General features: G+C 65.2%; 17 protein-coding genes and 3 rRNA genes. 3 read left to right on the top strand and 17 right to left on the bottom strand.

The features are described 5' to 3' along the window. Positions 1 to 28 precede the first annotated feature (28 nt). Positions 29 to 1,462: a glutaminase A gene (gene glsA / locus KTR9_RS10485; protein WP_014926358.1), complete on the bottom strand. Its 1,434-nt coding sequence runs from the start codon at positions 1,460 to 1,462 to the stop codon at positions 29 to 31. A 90-nt stretch (positions 1,463 to 1,552) separates the two neighbouring features. Between glsA and KTR9_RS10480 the strand changes: the two genes are divergently transcribed. After that, on the top strand, positions 1,553 to 2,431 hold the full coding sequence (locus tag KTR9_RS10480; protein WP_014926357.1) for a universal stress protein: 879 nt from the start codon (positions 1,553 to 1,555) through the stop codon (positions 2,429 to 2,431). 91 nt (positions 2,432 to 2,522) lie between these two features. On the opposite strand, the gene rrf is transcribed toward KTR9_RS10480, so the two are convergent. From rrf to KTR9_RS10465, 3 genes are all read right to left on the bottom strand, one after another. Next, positions 2,523 to 2,639 (bottom strand): 5S ribosomal RNA (gene rrf, locus KTR9_RS10475). Positions 2,640 to 2,759: 120 nt separating this feature from the next. Beyond that, a 23S ribosomal RNA gene (locus tag KTR9_RS10470) occupies positions 2,760 to 5,895 on the bottom strand. Positions 5,896 to 6,339: 444 nt separating this feature from the next. Further along, positions 6,340 to 7,862 (bottom strand): 16S ribosomal RNA (locus KTR9_RS10465). Together the 16S, 23S and 5S rRNA genes form the textbook arrangement of a ribosomal RNA operon. A 730-nt stretch (positions 7,863 to 8,592) precedes the next feature. Here KTR9_RS10465 and mftM point away from each other — a divergent pair. Further along, a complete protein-coding gene (mftM, locus tag KTR9_RS10460; RefSeq protein WP_044506424.1) occupies positions 8,593 to 9,456 on the top strand; it encodes a mycofactocin oligosaccharide methyltransferase MftM in 864 nt (287 codons plus the stop codon). A 38-nt stretch (positions 9,457 to 9,494) separates the two neighbouring features. Here the strand turns inward: mftM and KTR9_RS10455 are convergent, their stop codons facing one another. The 7 genes from KTR9_RS10455 to murA all read right to left on the bottom strand — a co-directional run bounded on the left by KTR9_RS10455 (position 9,495) and on the right by murA (position 18,164). Then, entirely contained in the window at positions 9,495 to 10,151 is a 657-nt protein-coding gene (locus KTR9_RS10455; protein WP_010842994.1) for a MadR family response regulator transcription factor, read from the bottom strand. Beyond that, the gene (locus KTR9_RS10450) at positions 10,148 to 11,527 is read right to left on the bottom strand and encodes a MadS family sensor histidine kinase (RefSeq protein WP_014926354.1); all 1,380 of its coding nucleotides are present in this window, start codon (positions 11,525 to 11,527) and stop codon (positions 10,148 to 10,150) included. Before KTR9_RS10450 ends, KTR9_RS10455 begins: the two co-directional genes overlap by 4 nt. After that, positions 11,527 to 12,702, bottom strand: coding sequence for an iron-containing alcohol dehydrogenase (locus tag KTR9_RS10445; RefSeq protein ID WP_014926353.1), 1,176 nt, complete (start codon positions 12,700 to 12,702; stop codon positions 11,527 to 11,529). The genes KTR9_RS10450 and KTR9_RS10445 overlap by 1 nt, the downstream gene beginning before the upstream one ends. A 64-nt stretch (positions 12,703 to 12,766) precedes the next feature. Continuing rightward, positions 12,767 to 14,311 (bottom strand): MadC family VWA domain-containing protein, encoded by a 1,545-nt coding sequence (gene madC, locus KTR9_RS10440; protein WP_044507852.1) that lies wholly within the window; start codon positions 14,309 to 14,311, stop codon positions 12,767 to 12,769. A gap of 5 nt (positions 14,312 to 14,316) precedes the next feature. Continuing rightward, positions 14,317 to 15,420 (bottom strand): MadB family AAA-type ATPase, encoded by a 1,104-nt coding sequence (locus KTR9_RS10435; protein WP_014926351.1) that lies wholly within the window; start codon positions 15,418 to 15,420, stop codon positions 14,317 to 14,319. A gap of 77 nt (positions 15,421 to 15,497) precedes the next feature. After that, positions 15,498 to 16,769, bottom strand: coding sequence for an NDMA-dependent methanol dehydrogenase (mdo, locus tag KTR9_RS10430; RefSeq protein ID WP_010842989.1), 1,272 nt, complete (start codon positions 16,767 to 16,769; stop codon positions 15,498 to 15,500). A gap of 138 nt (positions 16,770 to 16,907) precedes the next feature. Next, positions 16,908 to 18,164, bottom strand: a complete 1,257-nt coding sequence (gene murA, locus KTR9_RS10425) for a UDP-N-acetylglucosamine 1-carboxyvinyltransferase (RefSeq protein WP_014926350.1) — start codon at positions 18,162 to 18,164, stop codon at positions 16,908 to 16,910. A gap of 96 nt (positions 18,165 to 18,260) precedes the next feature. On the opposite strand from murA, the gene KTR9_RS10420 reads away from it, so the two are divergent. After that, a complete protein-coding gene (locus tag KTR9_RS10420; protein WP_010842987.1) occupies positions 18,261 to 18,878 on the top strand; it encodes a cob(I)yrinic acid a,c-diamide adenosyltransferase in 618 nt (205 codons plus the stop codon). Between the two features lie 46 nt (positions 18,879 to 18,924). On the opposite strand, the gene KTR9_RS10415 is transcribed toward KTR9_RS10420, so the two are convergent. The 6 genes from KTR9_RS10415 to KTR9_RS10390 form a co-directional block, all read right to left on the bottom strand. Continuing rightward, positions 18,925 to 19,365: a DUF2550 domain-containing protein gene (locus KTR9_RS10415; RefSeq protein ID WP_010842986.1), complete on the bottom strand. Its 441-nt coding sequence runs from the start codon at positions 19,363 to 19,365 to the stop codon at positions 18,925 to 18,927. A gap of 216 nt (positions 19,366 to 19,581) precedes the next feature. Beyond that, positions 19,582 to 19,962: a F0F1 ATP synthase subunit epsilon gene (locus KTR9_RS10410; RefSeq protein ID WP_004021258.1), complete on the bottom strand. Its 381-nt coding sequence runs from the start codon at positions 19,960 to 19,962 to the stop codon at positions 19,582 to 19,584. A gap of 9 nt (positions 19,963 to 19,971) precedes the next feature. Then, positions 19,972 to 21,420, bottom strand: a complete 1,449-nt coding sequence (gene atpD, locus KTR9_RS10405; RefSeq protein ID WP_010842985.1) for a F0F1 ATP synthase subunit beta — start codon at positions 21,418 to 21,420, stop codon at positions 19,972 to 19,974. A 70-nt stretch (positions 21,421 to 21,490) separates the two neighbouring features. After that, positions 21,491 to 22,414, bottom strand: a complete 924-nt coding sequence (locus KTR9_RS10400) for a F0F1 ATP synthase subunit gamma (RefSeq protein WP_014926348.1) — start codon at positions 22,412 to 22,414, stop codon at positions 21,491 to 21,493. Positions 22,415 to 22,459: 45 nt separating this feature from the next. Next, positions 22,460 to 24,088 (bottom strand): F0F1 ATP synthase subunit alpha, encoded by a 1,629-nt coding sequence (atpA, locus tag KTR9_RS10395; RefSeq protein WP_010842983.1) that lies wholly within the window; start codon positions 24,086 to 24,088, stop codon positions 22,460 to 22,462. Between the two features lie 91 nt (positions 24,089 to 24,179). After that, a complete protein-coding gene (locus tag KTR9_RS10390; protein WP_010842982.1) occupies positions 24,180 to 25,604 on the bottom strand; it encodes a F0F1 ATP synthase subunit B/delta in 1,425 nt (474 codons plus the stop codon). Between the last annotated feature and the right edge of the window lies 1 nt (position 25,605).

The following is a 25,605-nucleotide window of genomic DNA, read 5'->3' as shown; positions in this document are numbered from 1 at the left end:
CCCGGCGGTCGCGTCGCCCATGCCGCGGTCACTGGTCGTAATAGTGCTTCAGCAGAAACGTCTCGGCGTCGATGACCGCGTCGTCCATCGTCGAATGCACATGTGGAAGCGCAGGATCGAAGCCCTGGAGTTCCGGCGGCGCATCGAGATCGGGCACCGCCGCATCGTTGCGGTGCCGGTCGACACTGGAACGGACGACGCCGTCGGGGTCGACGAGAGCCGCACGCCGCCCGCTGTCGTCCAGCAGTCGTTTGATGCTCAGCACCATGGTGCGTGCGACGGCGTCGATCACCCCGATCCGCGAGATCTCGACGATGACCACGGTGTAGTCGTCGAGGTCGGCTTCGAGGCGTCGCTGCACGCTCTCGGCGCCCGCGAAGGTCAGGTCACCCTGCAGTTCGTAGACGCGGATCCGGTCGCGACACGTCCGAAGGTAGCTGCGCTCCTGTTCGCCCCACTCGGCGCTGACGGGGGTGTCGGCGAGGTCGTACACCGAGCGGATGGTCACGCGGCTCTCTCGTGTCACGTTGAACATGTGCAGCCCGAGATCTGTCGACAGATGGCGGCAGACATCCACTCCGCGGACGCTGTTGCCGTGGGCGTCGAGCCGTGGCGAGTACACGCCGATGCCGAGCTGGCCCGGGAGCACCGCGAGGATGCCGCCCCCGACGCCGCTCTTGGCCGGCAGTCCGACGGAGGTGACCCAGTCACCCGCGCCGTCGTACATGCCGCACGTCGTCATCACGCTCAGCAACCGCTGCGCGGTTTCATTGGAGAACACCGTCCGGCCCGTACGGGGATTCATCCCGCCGTTCCCGATGGTGGCGCCGATCCCGGCGAGGTCGTCGGTCGTCACCCGGATCGAGCACTGCCGGTAGTAGAGATCGAGCGCCGCGTCCGGACTGGTCTCGAGGGCGCCGAAACTGTCGAGCATGTAAGCGATGGCTCGATTGCGCGAACCCGTCGCGGCCTCTGAGGCGTAGACCTCCTCGTCCATGACGAGATGCCGGCCGGCACATCCCGAGTAGAACTCGAGCACCTCTCGGAAGGCGGCGTCCACCGCGGCGTCGTCGACGTCCCGCGTCGGCGGGAGGAGCATCGACGCGGCGAAGATGGCCCCGGCGTTGATCATCGGATTCTTGGGGCGGCGACGGTCGTCGACGCTGATCTCGTTGAACGCCTCCCCCGACGGCTCCACGCCGATCTTCGCGTCGACCGCCGCGGTGCCGTGCTTCTTCAGGATCATCGCGTAGGTGAGGGGTTTGGAGACCGACTGGATCGTGAACGACGTCGCGGAATCACCCTGCGAGTAGGTGTGCCCGTCGTGCACGCACAGCGACAGTCCGTAGCCCTCGGGGTCGACCGCGGCGAGTTCGGGGATGTAGTCGGCGACGTGCCCGGACCGATCCGAGTGGCATTCGTCCATGATGTGGCTGAGGTATCCGTCGACGAGGGATCGCATGCCCCCATCTAAGCGTGTCCCCCGACGTTGCGTCCCGATGACTAGGCTGGCGACGAACGGGGACCGGGATAGAGACGTTTGGGAGTACGGATGAAGCTGCTCGTCGCCTACATCGCCACCTCGGGGGGCGAGGACGCGGTCGCACTCGGTGCCTGTCTCGCGCGCACCTTCGACGCCGAACTCGAGCTCTGCATCGTCATCCCTCCCGAGCCCGAGAGTGCCGACCCGTCCGAACAGGTGTCGGTGGAACGGCTCTCCGACGCCCTGGACAGCGCCGCCAGACGTTGGCTCGACGCGGCCGCGGAGAAACTGCCCGACGACATCGAACTCACCACGACCATCGCCGAACACCCCAATCCGGGTGAGGGACTCATCGTCCAGGCCCAGCGGACCTCGGCGGACATGTTGGTGATCGGCGGCGCCGGCGGCGGCATCCGCGGGCGGCACACGCTCGGGACCGTCGTCAACGACATCCTGCACTCGGCGCCGGTGCCGGTCGCGGTGGCCCCACCGGGGTTCGCGCATCTCGGTGCCGACGAGGTTCGGGAGATCTCGGTCGCCATCGGCGATCGACCCGGGACCCCACTGCTGTTCGAGACGGCGCTTCGGAGCGGTGTTCGTGCCCACCGACCGATCCGCTTGATCTCGTTGGTGGCCGTCGACGACGTGCAACCATGGCGCACCGAACCGGAGGAGCGGGCACTCGATCATGCTCGCGAGCATGCGCGCCGCAGCCTGGAAGCAGCCAGAGAGCAGCTGCCACAGGACTTCCCGGTCAGCTCAGTGGTTGCCCAGGGATCCACGGTCGAGGAGGCCGTCGGTTCGCTGGACTGGCAGGACGGCGACATCGTCATGGTCGGATCCAGCCGGCTCGCGGCGCCCAACACCCTGTTCCTCGGCACGACTGCGGCGAAGATCCTCCGCGCTGTGTCCGTTCCGATGATCGTCGTCCCCAAGGGCACCGACTGAGTCTGGGGCCGAGTCAGGGGCACAGACCAAAATGATGTGGGTATGAGAAATGCCCCGCAACCTGGGGTTGCGGGGCATTTCTGGATGTTGTGTTCGGCGGTGTCCTACTCTCCCACACTGATTAAGGTGCAGTACCATCGGCGCTGGAGGGCTTAGCTTCCGGGTTCGGAATGGGGCCGGGCGTTTCCCCTCCGCTATAGCCGCCGTAACTTTGTGAAACAACCACACACGATTGCTTATTTATAGCTTTCGTGTGTTGTTTCAGAAGTACATAGTGGATGCGAACACAACCAGAAACCATGAATGGTCTGGTGATGTTGTGGGTGTTGTTGGTAAGTCCTCGGCCGATTAGTACCAGTCACCTGAACACATTGCTGTGCGTACAGTTCTGGCCTATCAACCCCATGGTCTGTAGGGGGCCTTAACCCCGCTGAGGGGGTGAGAAACCTCATCTTGGAACAGGCTTCCCGCTTAGATGCTTTCAGCGGTTATCCCTTCCGAACGTAGCTAACCAGCAGTGCCCCTGGCGGGACAACTGGCACACCAGAGGTTCGTCCGTCCCGGTCCTCTCGTACTAGGGACAGGTTTCCTCAAGTTTCTTACGCGCGCGGCGGATAGAGACCGAACTGTCTCACGACGTTCTAAACCCAGCTCGCGTGCCGCTTTAATGGGCGAACAGCCCAACCCTTGGGACCTACTCCAGCCCCAGGATGCGACGAGCCGACATCGAGGTGCCAAACCATCCCGTCGATATGGACTCTTGGGGAAGATCAGCCTGTTATCCCCGGGGTACCTTTTATCCGTTGAGCGACACCGCTTCCACTTGCCGGTGCCGGATCACTAGTCCCGACTTTCGTCCCTGCTCGACATGTACCTCTCACAGTCAAGCTCCCTTGTGCACTTACACTCAACACCTGATTGCCAACCAGGCTGAGGGAACCTTTGGGCGCCTCCGTTACCTTTTAGGAGGCAACCGCCCCAGTTAAACTACCCACCAGGCACTGTCCCTGAACCCGATCAGGGTCCGAGGTTAGAAGTCCAATACGATCAGAGTGGTATTTCAACAACGACTCCATGAACACTGGCGTGCCCACTTCACAGTCTCCCACCTATCCTACACAAACCGAACCGAACACCAATACCAAGCTATAGTGAAGGTCCCGGGGTCTTTTCGTCCTGCCGCGCGTAACGAGCATCTTTACTCGTACTGCAATTTCGCCGAGTCTGTGGTTGAGACAGCAGAGAAGTCGTTACGCCATTCGTGCAGGTCGGAACTTACCCGACAAGGAATTTCGCTACCTTAGGATGGTTATAGTTACCACCGCCGTTTACTGGGGCTTAAATTCTCAGCTTCGCCACCAAAGTGACTAACCGGTCCTCTTAACCTTCCAGCACCGGGCAGGCGTCAGTCCGTATACATCGTCTTACGACTTCGCACGGACCTGTGTTTTTAGTAAACAGTCGCTTCTCTCTGGTCTCTGCGACCCACACCAGCTCAGACAGTAAATGCCGTCACCAGGATGGGTCCCCCTTCTCCCGAAGTTACGGGGGCATTTTGCCGAGTTCCTTAACCACAGTTCTCTCGATCGCCTTAGTATTCTCTACCTGACCACCTGTGTTGGTTTGGGGTACGGGCCGTGTACCAACTCACTAGAGGCTTTTCTCGGCAGCATAGGATCATGGAATTCACCGCAACGGCTACGCATCACCTCTCAGGCTTAATGAACGACGGATTTGCCTATCGTTCGCCCTACAGGCTTACACCAGTACAACCACTGACTGGCCCCACTACCTTCCTGCGTCACCCCATCGCTTGCCTACTACCAGCCAAGGTCCCATGCATCACCCCAACTCGGCACCCGAAGGCACTCTCGTGAGGATCAGGATGGTTAGTACAACTGATTCAGCATGGGCGCGGATACACGGGTACGGGAATATCAACCCGTTGTCCATCGACTACGCCTGTCGGCCTCGCCTTAGGTCCCGACTCACCCTGGGCGGATTAGCCTGGCCCAGGAACCCTTGGTCATTCGGCGGCAGAGTTTCTCACTCTGCTTTCGCTACTCATGCCTGCATTCTCACTCCCACACCCTCCACCACTAGATCACTCTGTAGCTTCCACGGATGCAGGACGCTCCCCTACCCACCCACACACCTGGCCGGAACCCCGTAAGGCTCCGACGGGCTAAATGTGAGTGCCGCGGCTTCGGCGGTGTACTTGAGCCCCGCTACATTGTCGGCGCAGGATCACTTGACCAGTGAGCTATTACGCACTCTTTCAAGGGTGGCTGCTTCTAAGCCAACCTCCTGGTTGTCTTCGCGACCCCACATCCTTTTCCACTTAGTACACGCTTAGGGGCCTTAGCCGGCGATCTGGGCTGTTTCCCTCTCGACTACGAACCTTATCGCCCGCAGTCTCACTGCCACACTCTCACTTACCGGCATTCGGAGTTTGGCTGACGTCAGTAACCCTGTGGGGCCCATCGGCCATCCAGTAGCTCTACCTCCAGTAAGAAACATGTGACGCTGCACCTAAATGCATTTCGGGGAGAACCAGCTATCACGGAGTTTGATTGGCCTTTCACCCCTACACACAACTCATCCCCTCCATTTTCAACTGAAGTGGGTTCGGGCCTCCACGACGTCTTACCGACGCTTCACCCTGGCCATGGGTAGATCACTCCGCTTCGGGTCTAGACCCGGCGACTCAAACGCCCTATTCAGACTCGCTTTCGCTACGGCTACCCCACACGGGTTAACCTCGCCACCGAGCACTAACTCGCAGGCTCATTCTTCAAAAGGCACGCCATCACCCACCACCACAAGGGTGCGCAGGCTTTGACGGATTGTAAGCGTCCGGTTTCAGGTACTATTTCACTCCCCTCCCGGGGTACTTTTCACCTTTCCCTCACGGTACTAGTCCGCTATCGGTCACCAGGAAGTATTCAGGCTTACCGGGTGGTCCCGGCAGATTCACAGCAGATTCCACGAGCCCGCTGCTACTTGGGGACACCGTCACGCAAGACCATGTGTTTTCAGCTACCGGACTCTCACCGACTACGGCAGACCATTCCAGGCCACTTCACCTAACACACGATTTTCTGACTCACGCTTCCACAGGCAGATGGAAGAAGACGAACCCCACAACCCCACACACACAACCCCTACCCGGTATCACATGCGCATGGTTTAGCCTCATCCGCTTTCGCTCGCCACTACTCACGGAATCACAATTGTTTTCTCTTCACTATGGGTACTGAGATGTTTCACTTCCCCACGTTCCCCCCACACAGCCTATACATTCAGCTGGTGGTAACACGACATCACTCGTGCTGGGTTTCCCCATTCGGACACCCTCGGATCACAGCTCGTTTGACAACTCCCCGAGGACTATCGCGGCCTACCACGTCCTTCATCGGCTCCTGGTACCAAGGCATCCACCGAACGCCCTTACACACTTACAACAACACCTACAAACAACCCCCACCACACAACCCCACAAAGAGAGTTACGCCGCGAGGACCGAATGTAGACATCACCACAACAAACAAATCATTTTCTGCTAAATCACAGACCAACAAAAGTTGGTTTGAAATAAAGATGCTCGCATCCACTATGCACTTCTCAAACAACACACACCCACCCACGAATCCGTGCTCCCGCAACCATCACAGTCACGATCACCACCCGAACCCGCATCATGAGCTAGGTCAGAGACAACACTGGTGTGTTCCCTCAGAACCCCGATAGCGTGACGATGAACCCGCCGGCCCTCACGAGCACTGGCAGTCACCCCGCACCGACACCAGAAAGCGCCGAGCATGGATGTGTCTGATGTTTCACCCTCGAACACACACACGCCGCAGAACAAACGCCTGCTGAAACATGTGTTGTTGTGTGCTCCTTAGAAAGGAGGTGATCCAGCCGCACCTTCCGGTACGGCTACCTTGTTACGACTTCGTCCCAATCGCCGATCCCACCTTCGACAGCTCCCTCCCACAAGGGGTTAGGCCACCGGCTTCGGGTGTTACCGACTTTCATGACGTGACGGGCGGTGTGTACAAGGCCCGGGAACGTATTCACCGCAGCGTTGCTGATCTGCGATTACTAGCGACTCCGACTTCATGGGGTCGAGTTGCAGACCCCAATCCGAACTGAGACTGGCTTTAAGGGATTCGCTCCACCTCACGGTATCGCAGCCCTCTGTACCAGCCATTGTAGCATGTGTGAAGCCCTGGACATAAGGGGCATGATGACTTGACGTCATCCCCACCTTCCTCCGAGTTGACCCCGGCAGTCTCCTGCAAGTCCCCGGCATAACCCGCTGGCAATACAGGACAAGGGTTGCGCTCGTTGCGGGACTTAACCCAACATCTCACGACACGAGCTGACGACAGCCATGCACCACCTGTACACCAACCACAAGGGAACGACTATCTCTAGCCGCGTCTGGTGTATGTCAAACCCAGGTAAGGTTCTTCGCGTTGCATCGAATTAATCCACATGCTCCGCCGCTTGTGCGGGCCCCCGTCAATTCCTTTGAGTTTTAGCCTTGCGGCCGTACTCCCCAGGCGGGGTACTTAATGCGTTAGCTACGGCACGGATCCCGTGAAAAGGAACCCACACCTAGTACCCACCGTTTACGGCGTGGACTACCAGGGTATCTAATCCTGTTCGCTACCCACGCTTTCGCTCCTCAGCGTCAGTTACTACCCAGAGACCCGCCTTCGCCACCGGTGTTCCTCCTGATATCTGCGCATTTCACCGCTACACCAGGAATTCCAGTCTCCCCTGTAGTACTCAAGTCTGCCCGTATCGCCTGCACGCCTACAATTGAGTTGCAGAATTTCACAGACGACGCGACAAACCGCCTACGAGCTCTTTACGCCCAGTAATTCCGGACAACGCTCGCACCCTACGTATTACCGCGGCTGCTGGCACGTAGTTGGCCGGTGCTTCTTCTCCAGGTACCGTCACTCACGCTTCGTCCCTGGTGAAAGAGGTTTACAACCCGAAGGCCGTCATCCCTCACGCGGCGTCGCTGCATCAGGCTTGCGCCCATTGTGCAATATTCCCCACTGCTGCCTCCCGTAGGAGTCTGGGCCGTGTCTCAGTCCCAGTGTGGCCGATCACCCTCTCAGGTCGGCTACCCGTCGTCGCCTTGGTAGGCCATTACCCCACCAACAAGCTGATAGGCCGCGGGCCCATCCCACACCGCAAAAGCTTTCCACCAACCACCATGCGACAGTTGGTCATATCCGGTATTAGACCCAGTTTCCCAGGCTTATCCCAGAGTGCAGGGCAGATCACCCACGTGTTACTCACCCGTTCGCCACTCGAGTACCCAGCAAGCTGGGCCTTTCCGTTCGACTTGCATGTGTTAAGCACGCCGCCAGCGTTCGTCCTGAGCCAGGATCAAACTCTCCATGAAAAAACAGCGAAACAAAACCAACCCCCACAAAAGGGCCAGCGTTTCAACAAAATCAGGAAAGCACAACCTGACCAAAATAAACCTAGCAAAAATGTGACACCCAGACGGGGCCGAGCGCCACACAAAACAAACATCTACATCCACAAAAGATGCACGATGCCAAAAATGGCATCAGACAATTCATCATCACACTATCGAGTTCTCAAAGAACACACACCCACCAGCTACCCACCCAACCAGGGCTCTCACCAGCAGACTTGCATGTCAACCTACCAAGCCACCCCGTCTCCGAGGCAACTCTTCCAACCTACCAGACCCCATCCCCGACCCGCAACTCCGAAGAAATTCCGGACTGAAGGAGATCTGGCAACCCCAACCAACCCAGCCAAGACACAAAGTCCCAACCAGAACAATCAGGGGCGGTCAGCCACAAACCCGATCTCCACTCCCCGAACCAGACCCTTCCAGGCCCTCCGGGGCGGCGCCGTGGCGCGCTGACTTGAAGAAAGTTACGCAACGGGACCGCCAGGGTCAAATCCCCTGTTCGACGCGCGACGGTTGTGCCATATCTGCAGGTCACCGCTCACCCGACGGTACCGAAAAGCTCTGAAGCGCGCAGATTTCCGCGAATCACACCGATGTGACGTGCGTCGCAAACCACCCTTTCGGACAGGTCACCATCCCCAGTCGGCCAGTTATGCGCAGGTCAGGACGCTCCTACGGTCGATTCATGACCGCGACCGATCTGGCAACGACCTCGACGAGTGCGCCTGTCGAACCATCGCCGGCACTCCCGTTCGCACCGCGGGCGCTCCGATCCCCGCTTGTTCCATCGGGCTTCACACGTTGTGGGCTCCTCTCCTGGCGTCGACAGTCAGGCGCCCTGCTCATCGCGCATCCCTTCGACGAACGGAGCATCTCCGACGCGGTCGTCGTCGACGGTCTCGTCGCGCTCGTCGAGGCCGGGGTGTTGGCCGGCCAGGCGCAGTTCGAGTCCGCGGCGACGGGCATCATCCGCACCGCGGCGGACACGCCTGCGGATGCCTGGTCGGCCTTCTATGACAATTCTGTTCGCGAACTGCGCACGGGCGCTTGCGCATTCGCGCCGGTCCACCGGCGGGCACGCAGTCTCATCGCGGGCCGGAGTGTGCTGGAGGTGGGGTCCTGCTTCGGCTTCTTCGACCTCGCCTGCGCGCTGGACGGCCTCGAGGTCTCGGCCTGCGACATCTCGCCGGGTGCGGTGTCGTTGCTCTCCCGGGCCGCACGCCGAGTCGGACTCCCCGTCGTCGCAACTGTCGGGAACGCGACCGCACTCCCTTACGCCGACAACTCGGCGGACACCGTCACCCTCATCCATCTCCTCGAGCACCTCGACCCTGCCGGCGCACGCACCGCGCTCGGCGAGGCGCTCCGGGTCGCGCGAAAGCGCGTGGTCGTCGGGGTGCCGTTCGAGGACGAACCGAGCCCGCACTTCGGCCACCTCGTGCGGCTCACCGAAGACGACCTGTACGACTGGGCACGATCGGTGCCACACGCCGGTGCCGAGATCCTCGTCGACCACGGCGGCTGGCTGGTTCTCACGCCCGAACCCTGAGCCCCTAATGCTGAGCCCAGAAATGCCAAGACGAGGTCTCAGATGAGCCCGCGCTTGCTGGCGATGTAGACCGCGTCGGTCCGCTTCGACACCCCGAGTTTGCGAATGATGTTGCGAATGTGGAACTTCACGGTCGATTCCGAGATGTAGAGCGTCTCGCCGATACGCTTGTTGGACAGTCCGTCCGCGAGGAGTCGCAACACCTCGCGTTCCCGATCACTGAGTGCCTCGGACGTCTCGTTCTCACCTGACACCGCACGCAACACCACGGCCGCACTGCGCGGGTCGAACGCGCTCCCGCCACCCGACACCGCCTGGATCGCGCGCACGAGTTCGGTCGTGTCGACGTCCTTGACCACGTATCCCCGGGCACCCGCCCGAACGGCGCGCACCACGAGGTCGTCGTCGAGAAACGTGGTGAGCACCAGCGCCGCGACCTCCGGGTGGCGCTGCGCGATCTCCTTGATGAGACGTAATCCCTCGTACTCGGTGCCGGCGGACAGCTTGAGGTCGACCACCACCACGTCGGGACGTCGCGCGTTCACCTCGGCGAGCGCAGCGTCGGCCGTCCCCGCCTCGCCGACCACCTCGACGACGTCCTCGCGTTCCAGCAGCGACCGCATGCCCTGCCGCAGCAGAGCGTGGTCGTCGACCAGAAGCGTCCGGATGGGACGTCTGATGTCGTTGTCACTCAATCGAACTCCTTGGTTCCGAGCGGATCGTCGGCGATGGCGGTGTTCGTCGAGCCGACCGGCAGCGCCACCGCGACCCGGATGCCGCCGATCCGCGACCGTCGGATCCGCAGTTCACCCCCCAGCTCGGCGGCGCGATACGACATGTTCGCCAGGCCGCGGTGCCGTCCGGCGGTGAGATCGCCGAGCGAGGCGGTGCGCATCACCCGGCGCAGATGCTCGGGATCGCCCACACCGTCGTCGTCGACCGACAGTGCCACCGTGTCCGCGGAGTAGGTGAGAGTCACCGTGACCTGGTCGGCGCGGGCGTGCACAGCGGCGTTGAACAGGGCCTCGCCGGCGATCCGCAGCAGGGCGTGCTGGACTTCGTCGGTCAGATCCCGCGCCCGGCCCCGCACATGGACAGCCGTCGTCAGGTCCGGTGGCATGTGCAACGAGCACAGTTCGGTCAGGACGTCGCGCACGCTCGGCGACGGTGCGTTCGTCGCGTTGTTGAGCGCGTAGATGAACGACCGCAGCTGTTCGACGGCTTCCTTGGTCAGCCGGCCGGCCATCTCCAGGCGGTCGAGTGCGGGGCCCTCGACGAGGTCGCGGCACAGTTCGATCTGCACGCCCGCCGACAGCACCGACTGGGTGACCGAGTCGTGGAGTTCCCGGGCGATCCGTGCGCGCTCCTCGTTGAGCACGGTCGCACGCATCGCGGCCGACAGCTCCCGCTGGGTTCGTTCGAGCTCGGTGTTGCGCTTCGCCAGTTCGATTGCGTGCCTGTCTGTCTCGGAGAACAACTCCGCGTTGAGCAGCGCGACGATCGCCTGACTGGCCAGGATACGCAGAACGACGAGGTCGGTCGGGTCGACCATACGGCCGACCGGTGTCCAGGCCGAGAGCCCCCCGACGACGTTGCCGTCGAGTTCGACCGGGACATGGACGTGGTCCTCCTGCAGGATCGCGCCGTGCAGGACGGTCTCGTGTCCGCGCAGGATGTCGTTGAGCCGATTGAGGACTTCGTCGGGCAGGTCGTCGGGCGCGTCGGCCCGCTCGGAGCCCTCGAAGGCGTACAGCCGGCCACTTCCCGCGCTGATCAGGTGACGCGGGGCCGATTGCTCCAGCCGCCCATCTGCCAGCGCGAAGACGACCCAGTCCGCGCCCAGATGGTCCCGCGCAGCCTCGACAACCGCGATGACGAGCGCCTCGGGCCCCTCGGCGGTACGGACGAGAGCGCGTGAGATCCGCTCGAGTGCCCCGACCACGCGACTCAACCGCGCCTCGACCCCGCGCAGCGCCGCATAGTGACTGCCCTTGACACTGCGGAGGCCGACCAGGCTGTCGAGGTCGGCCTGTTCGGGGAGCGCGCTTCGCTCGGGCGACGGACCGGTCATCAGAGTGCTTCGGCGTAGAGATCTCGGATGCCCGCGGCCTGTGGTCGCCGCGGGTTGGTGGTCATGCACGAGTCCGCCAGCGCGTGGGTGGTGAGGCGGTCGAGGTCGGCGGTGCGGACGCCCAGCGGTTCGAGCGACGCGGGCATCCCCACCCGGGCACCGAGGGCGGCGATGGCATCGGCGAGCCGGTCCGCGACGGTCCGGGCGTCGCCGGAGGTCTCGACCCCGATGGCGCCGGCCAGGTCGACGAAACCGTCGGCACACACGTGGGCGTTGTAGCGGATCACATGCGGCAGCAGGACCGCGTTGATCGCACCGTGGGGTGCGTCGCAGTGTCCCCCGACCGGGTGACTCATCGCGTGGGTCGCGCCGAGGATCGCATTGGTGAACGCCATCCCGGCGCGCAGCGCGGCCAGTGACATCTCCTCGGCCGCCACCCGGTCCCGCGGATCGTCGACGAGACGCTCGAGATGCGTCCACACCCCGCGGATGGATTCCAGCGCAAGCGAATCCGTGAGCCGCCCGTGCGCGAGCGAGACGTAGGCCTCGACGCAGTGGGTCAGCACATCCATGCCCACCTGCGCGGTGACCTCGGCGGGCGCGGTCATCAGCAGGGTCGGGTCGCTCACGGTCACGTCCGGCACGAGTGATCGCCCGATGATGGTCACCTTCGTACGACGCTCGGCGTCGTTGATGATGCAGAACTGGGAGACGTCCGCGCCGCTGCCGGCCGTCGTCGGCACCGCGATGAGCGGCGGAAGCGGCCGCCGGGCGCGGTCGATCCCCTCGTATTCGAGGATGTGACCGCCGTTGGCGGCCAGTACGGCAACCCCTTTGGCCGCGTCGATCACCGAGCCGCCGCCCAGGGCGACGAGGCCGTCGGCGTCGTGCGCCTTGTAGGCGAGGAACGCGGCCGCGACCTCGCCGGACCGTGGGTTGGGCGACACATCCAGGTACGACGCCGCGTCGAGGCCGCCGGCCCGCAGCCCGGCGATCAGCTGTGCGTACCACGGCGTGCGTTCCAGACACCGGTCGCTGACCACGAACGGCCGGCGCATCCCGAGTCCCGCCGTCGCCACCGGCACCTCGCCGAAGGCCCCCGGTCCGAGAACGATCTCCGGCGTGTGGAACTTGGCGACCTGGCCCGATGTCCGCCGGCGCGCGTCACCCAGCATCCGACCTGCCTCCCATCCGTCCGCCCCGACCGCCCGGCTCACCGGTACCCCGACGCTACCCACGTCATCTGAGCGCCGCACCCAACTCGTCGCAGCGCGCGAGCATCTCGGCGCCGTCACGCACACTGACGACGCCGCTGCAATGGTCGGCGTAGTCGGCCATCGCACATCCGGACTGCGCCCAGTAGCGTTCGGGTTCCGGTGTGATCCAGGCGATCCGGTGAGATCGGCGACCCACCTCGGCGACCAGGTCGACACGCGGGTCGAGGCCGTTGCTGCGCGCGTCCCCGACGACGAGCACCGATGTCCGCCTGCCGATGAGGTCGCCGAACTCGCCCAGCAACTCGCCGAACATGCGCCCGTAGTCGCTGGTCGTGGCGAGGTCGAGGCCGTCTGCGGCGAGCACCGCCGCGAGTGCCGAGCCGGCCGCCGCGGTCCGCAGGGCGGTCGTGACACGCACCGGCCGATCGACGAATGCGATGACCTCACAACGGTCGCCGAAGCGGTGCAATGTCTGTGCGAGACGCAGGATGAACCCGGTGACCGGACGGACCGAGAGCGAGACGTCGACGAGGACCAGCATCCGGACGGGACCGGGCCGCCTGCGACGACGCCACAGTTCGGCGGGCACGCCGTCGGTCGCGACCGCCGCGCGCATCGTCGCCCGGATGTCGAGGGCCCCGCGGTCGACCGGGCGGACAACGCGCCGCGGCGCGCCCCGCATGCGCTGGATCAGCCGGTGACATGCACGGTCGATCTCGGCCTGGTCGACGTAGGCCTCGGCCGGACGGTCGACGCCTGACACCGCCTCGACGGCGCCGGCGTCCAGCCGCGCGACCAGCGCGTCCACGAAGGCACCGAGTGCACGTTCCAGTTCGGCCCTCCGGACGTCGCCGAGATCGTCGGTGCCGTCGACACCGTAGGCCTTGCGCGGATCGTAGGCGTCGAGAGCGGCCAGGATGGCCGAGGCACCGGCCAGCCCGAGTGGCCGGCTCGAGACCCGGGCCGCAGGTCCGGTCAGTTCGCCTACCGTCGACGAGTCGGCGGTGTCGACCTCGACGGTGTACGTCACTCCCCCGCCGGTCGTTCCGCCATCCGGGTCGACACCGAGCTGCTCGGCTCCGGCCGAGACGCTGAAGTCGTTCTCCTCACGGTGAGCGCTCTCGGCGTCGCGGTGGCCGGCATCGGGATCGTCCGCCATCAGGTCGCCGATCTCGTCGGTGTGCTCGTCGGCACCGATCTGCCGGGCAGCACCCTCGAACTCCTCGTCCCAGACGACGTCATCGGGCAGTTCCGCCGCGACCCCGCGCGGCCGGGGAAGGTCGTCCCCGTCCGCCGGATCGGGTTCGGCGCCGAGGAAGAACAGCTCGAACGCCCGCGCGAAACCTGCTGTCTCATGACCGTATTTGACGCAGACACTCTGCAGTGCCGCGCGCAGGACCGCCGGTTCGGCGGCCCCGACCATCGCCAGGGTGCGGCGGATCTCGATCACCTCGGCCGGCGAGGCCGCGACGCCGGAGCTCCGCAGGACCCGCCCGAACGCGACGGCGAACAGATCGAGCGGGTCCGCCCGCCTCGACGTGGCAACGGGCATGGAGGTCACCGCCATGGAGGTCACCGGCCCGGGCGGGCACCCGCGCTGCGGGCCCGTCCGGCACCGAACGCGCGCGCGGTCACCGACCCGCCGGGCGTCGACCCGTCGACCCCGATCGGCGATCCGGTCGCCCGCGCACCCCCGGCGTCGGACTCGGCGGACAGTGCGCGCCGGGCGATCTCACCGTCGGATCCGAATTTCACGAGCAGCGCCAGCAGCGCACCGTGATGGTGCGCGTCGATCGGCGTGCCCGGCTGCCCGTCCCGGCTTCGGAGATAGGAGGCGGCCCGTGCGGCGTCGATCACCTCGGCGATGGACGGGCTCTTGCGCAACGGGAGGTCCCGGAGGCGACGCGCGAGGTCGACCACCTCACCGATGACTGTCTCCTCGACGTCGGGTGCGCGGACCGCGACGATGTCGCGTTCGGTCTGCGGATCCGGATAGTCGACCTGGAAGTGCAGGCAACGACGCTTGAGCGCCGGCGAGAGTTCACGGGTGTCGTTGGAGGTCAGGATGACCCACGGCGACGATCGAGCCGCGAACGTCCCCAGTTCCGGGACCGTCACCTGGCGCTCGGCGAGGACCTCGAGCATCACCGCCTCCATCGCCTCGTCGGTGCGGTCGATCTCGTCGACGAGGAGGACCGTCGGCGACGGCGACGTGATGGCCGCCAGGAGTGGTCGCGCGACCAGGAAGTCCTCGGTGTAGACGCCGACCTCGGCGCGCGCCAGTGCCGAACTCGCGGCCGAGAGGGTCGTCTCGGCGGCGAGCTCGGCACTGATCCGGTCCCGCAGCATCTGCACGTGGAGAAGCTGTCGCGCGTAGTCCCATTCGTAGAGGGCGCGCGACTCGTCGAGACCCTCGTAGCACTGCAGCCGGACGAGCTCGCGACCCGACGCCGCCGCCAGCGCTTTCGCCAGCTCCGTCTTGCCGACCCCGGCCGGCCCCTCCAGCAGGAGGGGCCGGTCGAGGAGCGTCGCGAGATGGACGACGACCGCCAGTTCCGGACCGATCAGGTATCCCTGCCCGCCCAGGGCATCGGTCAGCTCCTCCACCGAAGGGAAGGAACGGCTGTCCGGGGTGATGTCCTCGGTTGCTGCCCTGGGTGCGCACACGTGCGTCATCGGATGTCGGACTCCTTGTCGGCCTACGGTTCTCGGTACAGGTGGGGATCTCGGATCAGGGTGCAGGCGGGCGCGCGTCAGTAGCTGCCGGTGAAGGCGTGCGCCACCATCGGGATCAGCGATTCGACGGTGCTCTCCCGCGGATTGCCCGGCGTGCACCAGTCGTCCATCATGTGCTCGGCGATCGCGCGGATCTGCTTGTCGGAGGTGTCCATGGTCTCGCCACGACCCTCGTACTTGCCGGTGTTCATCCGGTTCTTGTCGTAGCTGCTCGTCGACAACTGACCGAAGTTGTCCGGGATGCCGAGGTCCTTGGACAGCCGGATGGCCTCCTCGACGGCGGCGTCGGCGGCCTGGACCGTGGTCATCTTCGACGTGTCGACACCGAGGAGGGCCGCGATCTCGGCGTAGCGCTCGAAACGGGCCGGGAGGTTGTACTCCCACACGCGGGGCAGGGCGATCGCGTTGTTCAGGCCGTGATGGCTGTCGTAGAACGCGCTCACCGCGTGCGACAGCGAGTGCACGAGTCCGAGACCACCGGAGTTGAAGGCCTGTGCGGCGATGTACTGGGCATGCATCATGCCGGTTCGGGCTTCGAGATTGCGCGGGTCGTACACCGCGGTACGCAGATGGTCGCGGATCAGCTCGATCGAGTACTTGGCATTGCCCAGCGAGGGCGCGAAGTCCAGGCGCGACACGTAGGGCTCGCTGGCGTGGGCGAGCACGTCGAAGCCGCAGAACGCGGTGAAGTGCTCGGGGCACGTGTAGTACAGCAGCGGGTCGTCCATGGCGAGATCGACGAGACAGGTGTCGTCGAAGGCCACCCACTTGTGCGGCTTGTTCATGTCCGAGGTGTCGGTGATGACGTAGGCCCAAGAGGTCTCCGACCCCGTGCCGGCCGTCGTCGAGACCGCGATGTGCTTCGGGTTCTCCTTGTTGGTCGCCTTGGAGAAGCCTTCGAACTCGTTGATGTTGCGGCCGTCGTGGGCGATGACCATCCGCGCGCCCTTGGCGGCGTCGTGACTGGAGCCGCCGCCCACCGAGATGATGCCGTCGCACTTCTCCGACTGGTAGAGCGCTGCGGCGTCCATGCAGTTGTAGTCCTTGGGGTTGGACTCCACCTGGTCGTAGAGCACCACGTCGACGCCCTGGTACTCGATCTTGCCGATGAGCTCCTCGATGATGCCGGAGCCGCGCAGTCCCGTGGTCATCAGCAGCGCGCGGGTCATGCCCAGGTCCTTGGCCTCCACACCGAGCATGTCGTGTGCGCCGACACCCAGTTTCGCCTTCGGGAACGGGTGGAACTCCTTGATCGGGAAGTCCCAGATCTGGTTCAGCTCAATGGCCATGGTGGTGAACTCCTTGTGACGGTTGGGTCTGTCACAACGAGAATGTCGCCCAGATCACAACCGGGACAAGGGGTCCTGCCCGTACTCGACCACAGTGCACCCGCAGGGACGGGTCGGTACCTGCCCGATCGGACAGGTTCAGTCGCGCACGCGCTCGATCTCGCCCCCGAGACTGCGCAGGATCTCCACGAAATGCGGATAGCCCCGGTCGATGTGCTCGACGTCGTGCACCTCGGTCACGCCGTCGGCGACGAGTCCGGCCAGTACGAGGCCGGCTCCCGCGCGGATGTCCGAGCACCAGACCGGCGCGCTCGAGAGGCGGTCGATCCCGCGGATGACCGCGTGGTGACCGTCGGTCCGCGCGTCGGCACCCAGACGGATCATCTCCTCGACGAAGCGGAACCGGGCCTCGAAGACGTTCTCGGTGATGACCGACATGCCGTCGGAGATGGACGCGAGACCGATGGCCATCGGCTGCAGATCGGTGGGAAAGCCGGGGAACGGCAGCGTGGAGACGTTGACGGCGGTCGGACGACGGTCGTGCCGGACCCGGAAGCCGTCGTCGAAGGTGTCGACCACGGCTCCGGTGTCCACCAGTTTGTTCAGGACCAGTTGCAGGTGTTGGGGTTTCACGCCCCGGACGGTCACGTCACCGCGGGTCATCGCGGCCGCGATCCCCCAGGTGGCCCCGACGATGCGGTCCCCGACGACCCGATGGGTGGTCGGCTGCAACCGGTCGACGCCGACCACGGTCAGCGTCGACGTTCCGGCTCCGTCGATCCGTGCGCCCATCTGTTGCAGCATCACGCAGAGGTCGACGATCTCCGGCTCGCGCGCGGCGTTGTCGATGGTGGTCTGCCCCTCGGCCAGCACGGCCGCCATCAGGATGTTCTCGGTCGCCCCCACCGAGGGGAACTCCAACGCGATCGGTGCGCCGATCAGCCTGTCGGCTTCGGCGACCACACAACCGTGTTCGATGGAGCTGGTGGCACCCAGCGCGCGCAGACCCGCCTGGTGCATGTCGAGTGGCCGCGACCCGATCGCGTCGCCGCCGGGCAGCGCGACGACGGCTCGATGGCAGCGCGCCATCAGCGGACCGAGAACGCAGACCGAGGCGCGGAACTGCCGGACGGCCGCGAAGTCGGCGTGGAACTTCGGCTCCGCGGGGGCGGTGATCGACACCGTCTCGCCGTCCATGTCGACGACCGCACCCAGACCGCGGAGTACGTCGGCCATCAACGGGACGTCGGCGATCTCGGGTGCGTTGGTCAGCACGGTCGTCCCCTCGGCGAGGAGTGCGGCGGCCATCAGTTTCAGGACGCTGTTCTTCGCGCCGCCCACTGCCACCTCGCCGGACAGACGCGCTCCCCCGGACACCAGAAACCGATCACTCACGCCTGCCACCTTAACCGCCCGGGTTCACCGGCCCCCGGCCCGTACGTCCGACCCCGTGCGTCCGGCCACGCGGGTCCCGCGCAGTACATTCGACGCATGGCGGTACACCTGACGAGGATCTACACCCGGACCGGTGACGACGGTTCCACCGGACTGAGCGACTTCTCGAGGGTCCCCAAGACCGACCCGCGCGTGGTGGCCTACGCCGACTGTGACGAGGCGAACGCCACCATCGGTCTCGCCCTCGCCCTCGGCGGCGACGTACCCGGCGACATCCGGGAAGTCCTCACCACGATCCAGAACGACCTCTTCGACGCCGGCGCAGATCTGTCCACGCCCGTGGTCGACGATCCCGAGTACCCGCCGTTGCGCATCGCCCAGGACTACATCGACGCCCTGGAGCGCTGGTGCGACTCCTTCGGCGCCGATCTCCCCGCGCTCGACTCGTTCATCCTGCCGGGCGGGACACCCCTCGCCGCCCTGCTGCACCAAGCACGCACGGTCACCAGGCGGGCGGAACGGTCGGCATGGGCCGCGGTCGCCGCCCATCCGGACGACACCAGCGTGCTGCCGGCGAAGTACCTCAACCGGCTGTCGGATCTGTTGTTCATCCTGTCGCGGGTCGCGAACCGCACGACCGCGGACTCCCCCGGCGACGTCAAATGGGTGCCTGGCGGTAGCCGGCAACGGCCCCCGGCGAAGCCGGGATCCTGACACACAGGCGAAGCCGGGATCCTGACACACCGGCGAAGAACCGATCCTAGGCGCTCTTGCGCCGCTGCGATCTCGCGGACTGACGGGATTCCAGCCAGGACTGGAACGCGGTCACCGCGCCCGGCCCCATGGCCAGTTCGTAGTCGTCATCGGCCTGGCCTGCGGTCTGGACCTGCAGGATGAGCATGCCGTCCAGGATCTCGGTCTCGGTTCCTTCGGGCGCGCGACGACCGGAGATCTCCATCCCCTGTCGTGCGAAGGTCACGTTCGGTCCGGGCTTGAGGGACGTGAGGCGGTAGTACCGCAGCGAGTTGTCGCTGTAGTGCACCGTGCCGTGCCGCCATCCCTCGTCGACCGCCGCGGGCACGGTGCGCAGCAGGACCGGCGTGCCGGCACGCCGAAGCTGGGCGAGGCGAATGATCAGAAGCGCACACACCAGGACCGCCACCGCCAGCAGCACACTGAGCAACACGACCGCCAGCGACATCACCTACTCCTTCGTCCGGTCACCGCGTGCGAACGAAGCGTCGAACCCGGTAGGGCTCAAGACGGCTTGGGCTGCGCGCACGCGGGACAGGGGGCTGTGATCACAAGCATGCCAGAACCTGCACATGAGACGCCAAACGGCCTCGGCCGGCCACCGGGGTGATCCCGGTGGCCGGCCGAGGCCGGTCGTTGACCCGAACCGCTCCCGCGGTCCGTTCTAGCGTGAAAGGTGTTGTGCCGCAGTCAAACGCGCGTGAGCACGGTGGTACTCCGGCGAATCCGGCTCCGCTTCGTCGAGCGCGGTCTTCTCCGCGTTGACGTCGACGTCGTCAGCCCAGTCGGCAGACTCCGCCAGCACCGTGACGGCTTCGCCGGTGACGGAGAGGAATCCGCCCTCGACCGCTGCCGCGCGACGGTTGCCGTTCTCCTCGACGATCACCACGAAGCCACCCGGGACCAGCTGGCCCAGGAGCGGCTCGTGGTTGGCCAGGACACCCAGCTCACCGACGGTGGTCTGCGCGATCACGAACGTGGCCTCTCCCGAGTACAGGCTCTGATCCGCGGAGACAACCTCCACGTGGAAGGACTTCTCAGCCATGGCGAATCGCTACTTTCCGCTGATCTTGGCGGCGGCGGCCTCCACGTCGTCGAGTCCACCGCAGCTGTTGAACGCCTGCTCGGGCAGGTGGTCGAACTCGCCCTTGGCGACACGGTCGAAGGCCTCGATGGTGTCGGCGAGCGGAACGACCGAGCCCTTCTGGCCGGTGAACTTCTCGGCGACGAGGAAGTTCTGGCCGAGGAACTTCTGGATACGGCGAGCGCGCTGCACCGTGACCTTGTCCTCTTCGGAGAGCTCGTCCATACCGAGGATGGCGATGATGTCCTGCAGTTCCTTGTACTTCTGCAGGATGCGCTTGACCTCGTTGGCGACGCGGAAGTGCTCGTCGCCCACGATCGACGCCTCCAGGATGCGCGAGGTCGAGGTCAGCGGGTCCACGGCGGGGTAGATACCCAGCTGAGAGATCGGACGCGAGAGCTCGGTGGTGGCATCGAGGTGGGCGAACGTGGTGGCCGGCGCCGGGTCGGTGTAGTCGTCGGCGGGGACGTAGATCGCCTGCAGCGAGGTGATCGAGCGGCCCTTGGTCGACGTGATGCGCTCCTGGAGCTCACCCATCTCGTCGGCCAGCGTCGGCTGGTAGCCGACCGCGGACGGCATACGACCGAGGAGGGTCGAGACCTCCGAGCCGGCCTGCGTGAAGCGGAAGATGTTGTCGATGAAGAGCAGCACGTCCTGGTGCTTCACATCGCGGAAGTACTCCGCCATGGTCAGCGCCGACAGAGCCACGCGCATACGCGTGCCCGGCGGCTCGTCCATCTGACCGAACACCAACGCGGTGTCCTGGAGAACGCCCATCTCCTCCATCTCGAGGTGGAGGTCGGTGCCCTCACGGGTGCGCTCGCCGACGCCGGCGAACACCGAGGTACCGGAGAACTCACGCGCGATACGCGTGATCATCTCCTGGATGAGCACGGTCTTGCCGACACCGGCACCACCGAACAGACCGATCTTGCCGCCCTTGACGTACGGGGTCAGCAGGTCGATGACCTTGATACCGGTCTCGAGGATCTCGGTCTTGCCCTCGAGCTCGTCGAAGGCCGGCGGCTTGCGGTGGATGCTCCACTGCTCGCCGTCGCGGCCGAGGCCCGGGCTGTCGAGGCAGTCGCCGAGGGCGTTGAAGACGTGACCCTTCACGACGTCACCGACCGGCACGACGATCGACTTGCCGGTGTCGGACACCGCCGCGCCGCGGACCAGGCCGTCGGTCGGCTGCATCGAGATGGTGCGCACCAGGTTGTCGCCGAGGTGCTGGGCGACCTCGAGGGTCAGCGTCTTGGCGACCGAGGAGAGGGCGACCTCGGCGTGCAGGGCGTTGAACAGTTCAGGAATCGAGCCCCGCGGGAACTCGACGTCGACCACGGGGCCGATGATGCGGACGACCCGCCCGTCGGCGGAACCCGCCGACTGCGCGGAGGGGGTTTCTACTGCTGCGGTCATGGTGCTTGGGTCACTTCCTCTTTATCGAAGTATGGGTTCTCGTCGGTCCGGACTCGACTGGCGCAGACGGCTAGTTCGCCAGTGCGCTCGAGCCGCCGACGATCTCGCTGATTTCCTGGGTGATCTGGGCCTGGCGGAGCTGGTTGGCCTCGCGCGACAACGACTTGGACAGGTCCTCGGCGTTGTCGGTCGCAGCCTTCATCGCGGTACGGCGCGCGGCCGACTCCGATGCCGACGAATCCAGCAGTGCCGCGTAGACCCGCGTCGCCACGTACTTCGGCAGCAGCGCGTCGAGCAGCGTCTCGGCCCCGGGTTCGAAGGTGTAGTTGCGCGACGGCGTGTCGTCGGACGAATCGTCGTCGGTCGACACGACCAGCGGCGCGACCCGCCGGACCTCGGGCACCTGCGCCAGCATCGACTGGAAGCGCGTGTACACGAGGTGAAGCTCGTCGACGCCCTCGAGGCTGCCGTCGCCGCCCGGGCGCTCGACCTCGGTGCCCGACCCGGCCACGAAGAGATCCACGAGGAAGCTCGTCGCGGTCGCGGCGTCCGAGTACTGCGGGGACTCCGAGAAGCCCGTCCAGGAATCGGCGACCTCCAGACCCCGGAAGCCGAAGAACCCCACTCCCTTGCGTCCCATGACGAACAGGACGGCTTCCTTGCCCTCCTCGCGCAGGAGCGCGATGAGTTCGCGGGTCGCCTTCAGCACGTTGGCGTTGTAGCCGCCGCACATACCTCGATCGCTGGTGACGACCAGGATCGCGGCACGCTTCGGGTTCTCCCGCTCGTTGAGCAGCGGGTTGTCCAGCGAACCCGAGTTGCTCGCCAGCTCGGAGAGCACGGCGGTCATCTCCTGCGAGTACGGCTTGGCCGCGGCCACCCGTCCCTGGGCCTTGGTGATGCGCGAAGTCGCGATCAGTTCCTGCGCCTTGGTGATCTTCTTGGTCGACTGGACCGACCGGATGCGTGAGCGCAGCTCACGAATGCTGGCCATGAGCCCTCACCCCTTCCTTATCGCAATGTCCGTTGACGTCTGAGATCACTTGCGGATCTTGATCTCTTCGTTCTCGACGTTGTCGGCATCCATCGCCTCGGCCTCGGCCTCGTTGACGACACGACGGCCGTCGTGGGTGAGGTAGCCGTTCTTGAACTTGTTGGTCTCGGCGATCAGGGCCTCGGCCTGGTCGTCGGTGAGGACCTTGCCGCCGGCGATCGAGTCGTAGACACCGGTCGCGTTGTGGTGCAGGTGGCTCAGCAGCTGGGTCTCGAAGTTGCGCACGTCGTCGACCGGGACCGAGTCGTAGTGGCCTTCACCGCAGAGGTAGATCGAGACGATCTGGTCCTCGACCGAGAAGGGGGTGTACTGGTCCTGCTTGAGCATCTCGACCCAGCGGGCACCGCGCTCGAGCTGCGCCTTGGACGCGTCGTCGAGGTCGGAGGCGAAGGCCGAGAAGGCCTCCAGCTCACGGAACTGGGCCAGCTCCAGACGCAGCGAGCCCGACACCTTCTTGAGGCCCTTGGTCTGTGCGGCACCACCGACGCGCGACACCGAGGTACCGACGTTGATGGCGGGACGGACACCCTTGTTGAAGAGGTCCGACTCCAGGAAGACCTGACCGTCGGTGATCGAGATGACGTTGGTCGGGATGAACGCCGAGACGTCGTTGGCCTTGGTCTCGATGATCGGCAGACCGGTCATCGAGCCACCGCCGAGCTCGTCGGACAGCTTCGCGCAACGCTCCAGCAGACGGGAGTGCAAGTAGAAGACGTCACCCGGGTATGCCTCGCGGCCCGGCGGGCGACGCAGCAGCAGCGAGATCGCGCGGTAGGCCTCGGCCTGCTTGGTCAGGTCGTCGAACACGATGAGGACGTGCTTGCCCTGGTACATCCAGTGCTGGCCGATGGCCGAGCCGGTGTAGGGCGCCAGCCACTTGAAGCCGGCCGAGTCCGAGGCAGGAGCCGCGACGATGGTGGTGTACTCCATCGCGCCGGCCTCTTCGAGCGCCGACTTGACGCCCGCGATGGTCGAGCCCTTCTGACCGATCGCGACGTAGATGCAGCGAACCTGCTTGGCGGGGTCGCCGGTCTCCCAGTTGGCCTTCTGGTTCAGGATGGCGTCGATGCAGACCGCGGTCTTGCCGGTCTTGCGGTCGCCGATGACGAGCTGACGCTGTCCGCGGCCGATGGCGGTCATCGCGTCGATGGCCTTGATGCCGGTGGCGAGGGACTCCTCGACCGGCTGGCGCTCGAGCACCGATGCGGCCTGCAGCTCGAGGACGCGCTGCTCGTCGGCCTCGATGTCGCCCTGGCCGTCGATCGGGGCGCCCAGCGGGTTGACGACGCGTCCGAGGAACGCATCGCCGACGGGGACGGAGAGCACGTCGCCGGTACGGCTGACCTGCTGGCCTTCTTCCAGGGACTCGTAGTCACCCAGGATGACGGCGCCGATCTCATCCTCGTCGAGGTTCAGCGCGACGCCGAGGACGCCGCCCGGGAACTCGAGGAGCTCGTTGGCCATTGCGCTCGGAAGGCCGCTGACGTGAGCGATGCCGTCCGACGTATCGGTGATGATGCCGACCTCGTCACGCGACGCTTCGGCTTCGAACGACGAGACGTACTGCTCGATCGCTCCCTTGATCTCGTCTGGTGAGATCGTCAACTCCGCCATGGGTTCTCGTCTTTCCTTTGATGTGGCTCTGAGACTCAAAGGCTCTGAGCTCTGGGGCTTCGTGGGTTCGGGTGGTCGGGTGAGGAGCTCGTCAGCGCGGCAGTGTTTCCGCGGCCTTGGCCAGTCGCGTCGCGACATCGGCGTCGATGACCTCGTCGCCGACACTGATCCGGAGACCGCCGAGCAGCTCCGGCGCGACCTCGGTCTGCACCGAGATGGTCCGACCGTAGATTCCGCCGAGCACGCTCGACAGTCGATCGATCTGGGCGTCCGACAGCGGTGAGGCGGACACCACGTGGGCGACCGACTCGCCGCGACGGGCGGCGGCCAGCTCGGCGAGCTGATCGACCGCGACGTCCGCGGCCTGGCCGTGCAGCAGGCGCACGGTCGAGGACAGCAGCGTCCAGGTGTGGGTGCCGACCTTGTCACCGACCAGCTTCTGGAGCAGATCGACGCGCTTGTCGGCGTCCTTGCCGTGGTCCGACAGCAGCGAGGAGAGCTGCGGGTTGGCCTCGAGGACTCGGCTCACACGGAAGAGCTCGTCCTCGACCTGCTCGATGACCCCGTCGCGTTCGGCGGCGGTGAGCACGATCAGGGAGTTCTGGCGGCGCAGGCCGACGACGAAATCGCTCGACGACGACCACCGCTGGCTCGACGCGGTCGCGAGGACCTCGACGACGACCGGGGCGACCTTGCCGTCGAACAGCCGGTGCACCATGGCCTTCTTGCCCTCGGGGTTCTCGTCGTCCTCGACCAGGCGCTTGCGCAGCACCGGGTTCTCGCCGAGGAAGTTGATCGCCGCGGTGAGGTCACCCGACGCGGCGGCCAGTGCCGAACCGTCGAGATCGAGTGCCGCCGAATCGAACTGCTCCGACACGGCCAGTGCGGCATCGCGACTGGCGGCACGCATCGCGTGCAGCCCGACGAGCGAGGCGCTGGAGGCGACGGAGTTCGACGTACCCGCCGACATCTCCTCCAGTTCGTCGATGACCCGGTCGACGCTCGCCGCCTGGGCGGAGTCGTCGGCCAGGTGGTTGCGCACCAGTTCGCCGGCCTTGTCGACGGCGGTGAGTCCGAGATCGGTACGCAACTGGCGGACCAGGTTGGCGCGCACCAGGGCGACCTGGTTGCGGCCGTGCTCGGAGATGCGCTTGACCTCGTGATCGGCCTGCGCGCGGATGTCGGAGGTGATCGCCTCGGCGTCGGCCTCGGCGTCCTTCTTCAGCTGCTCGGCCTCGGCCTTGGCCTCGGCGACGGCCTTCTCGCGCGCCTGCTTGCCGTCGGCGACGCGCTTGGCAGCGGCCTCGCTCTCGGCGAGCTGCTGGCGCACCGTCTCCTGTCGATCCGTCATCATCTTCTGCACCGGCGGGCGGACGTACTTCCACAGCAGGAAGATGATGACCGCGAAGCCGAAGAGCTGAGCGATGAAGATCGCGGGGTCGAACGCAGCACCGATGTCGTGGAGCCAGGTGCCGATGGGCCCCTGGTCGGATTCGGTCTCAGTGTTGGCAGCCATG

It is taken from the genome of Gordonia sp. KTR9, assembly GCF_000143885.2.
Taxonomy (GTDB): Bacteria; Actinomycetota; Actinomycetes; order Mycobacteriales; family Mycobacteriaceae; genus Gordonia.
Note: the sequence above shows the minus strand (reverse complement) of the source record. Positions and strands in the feature narration are given on the sequence as shown.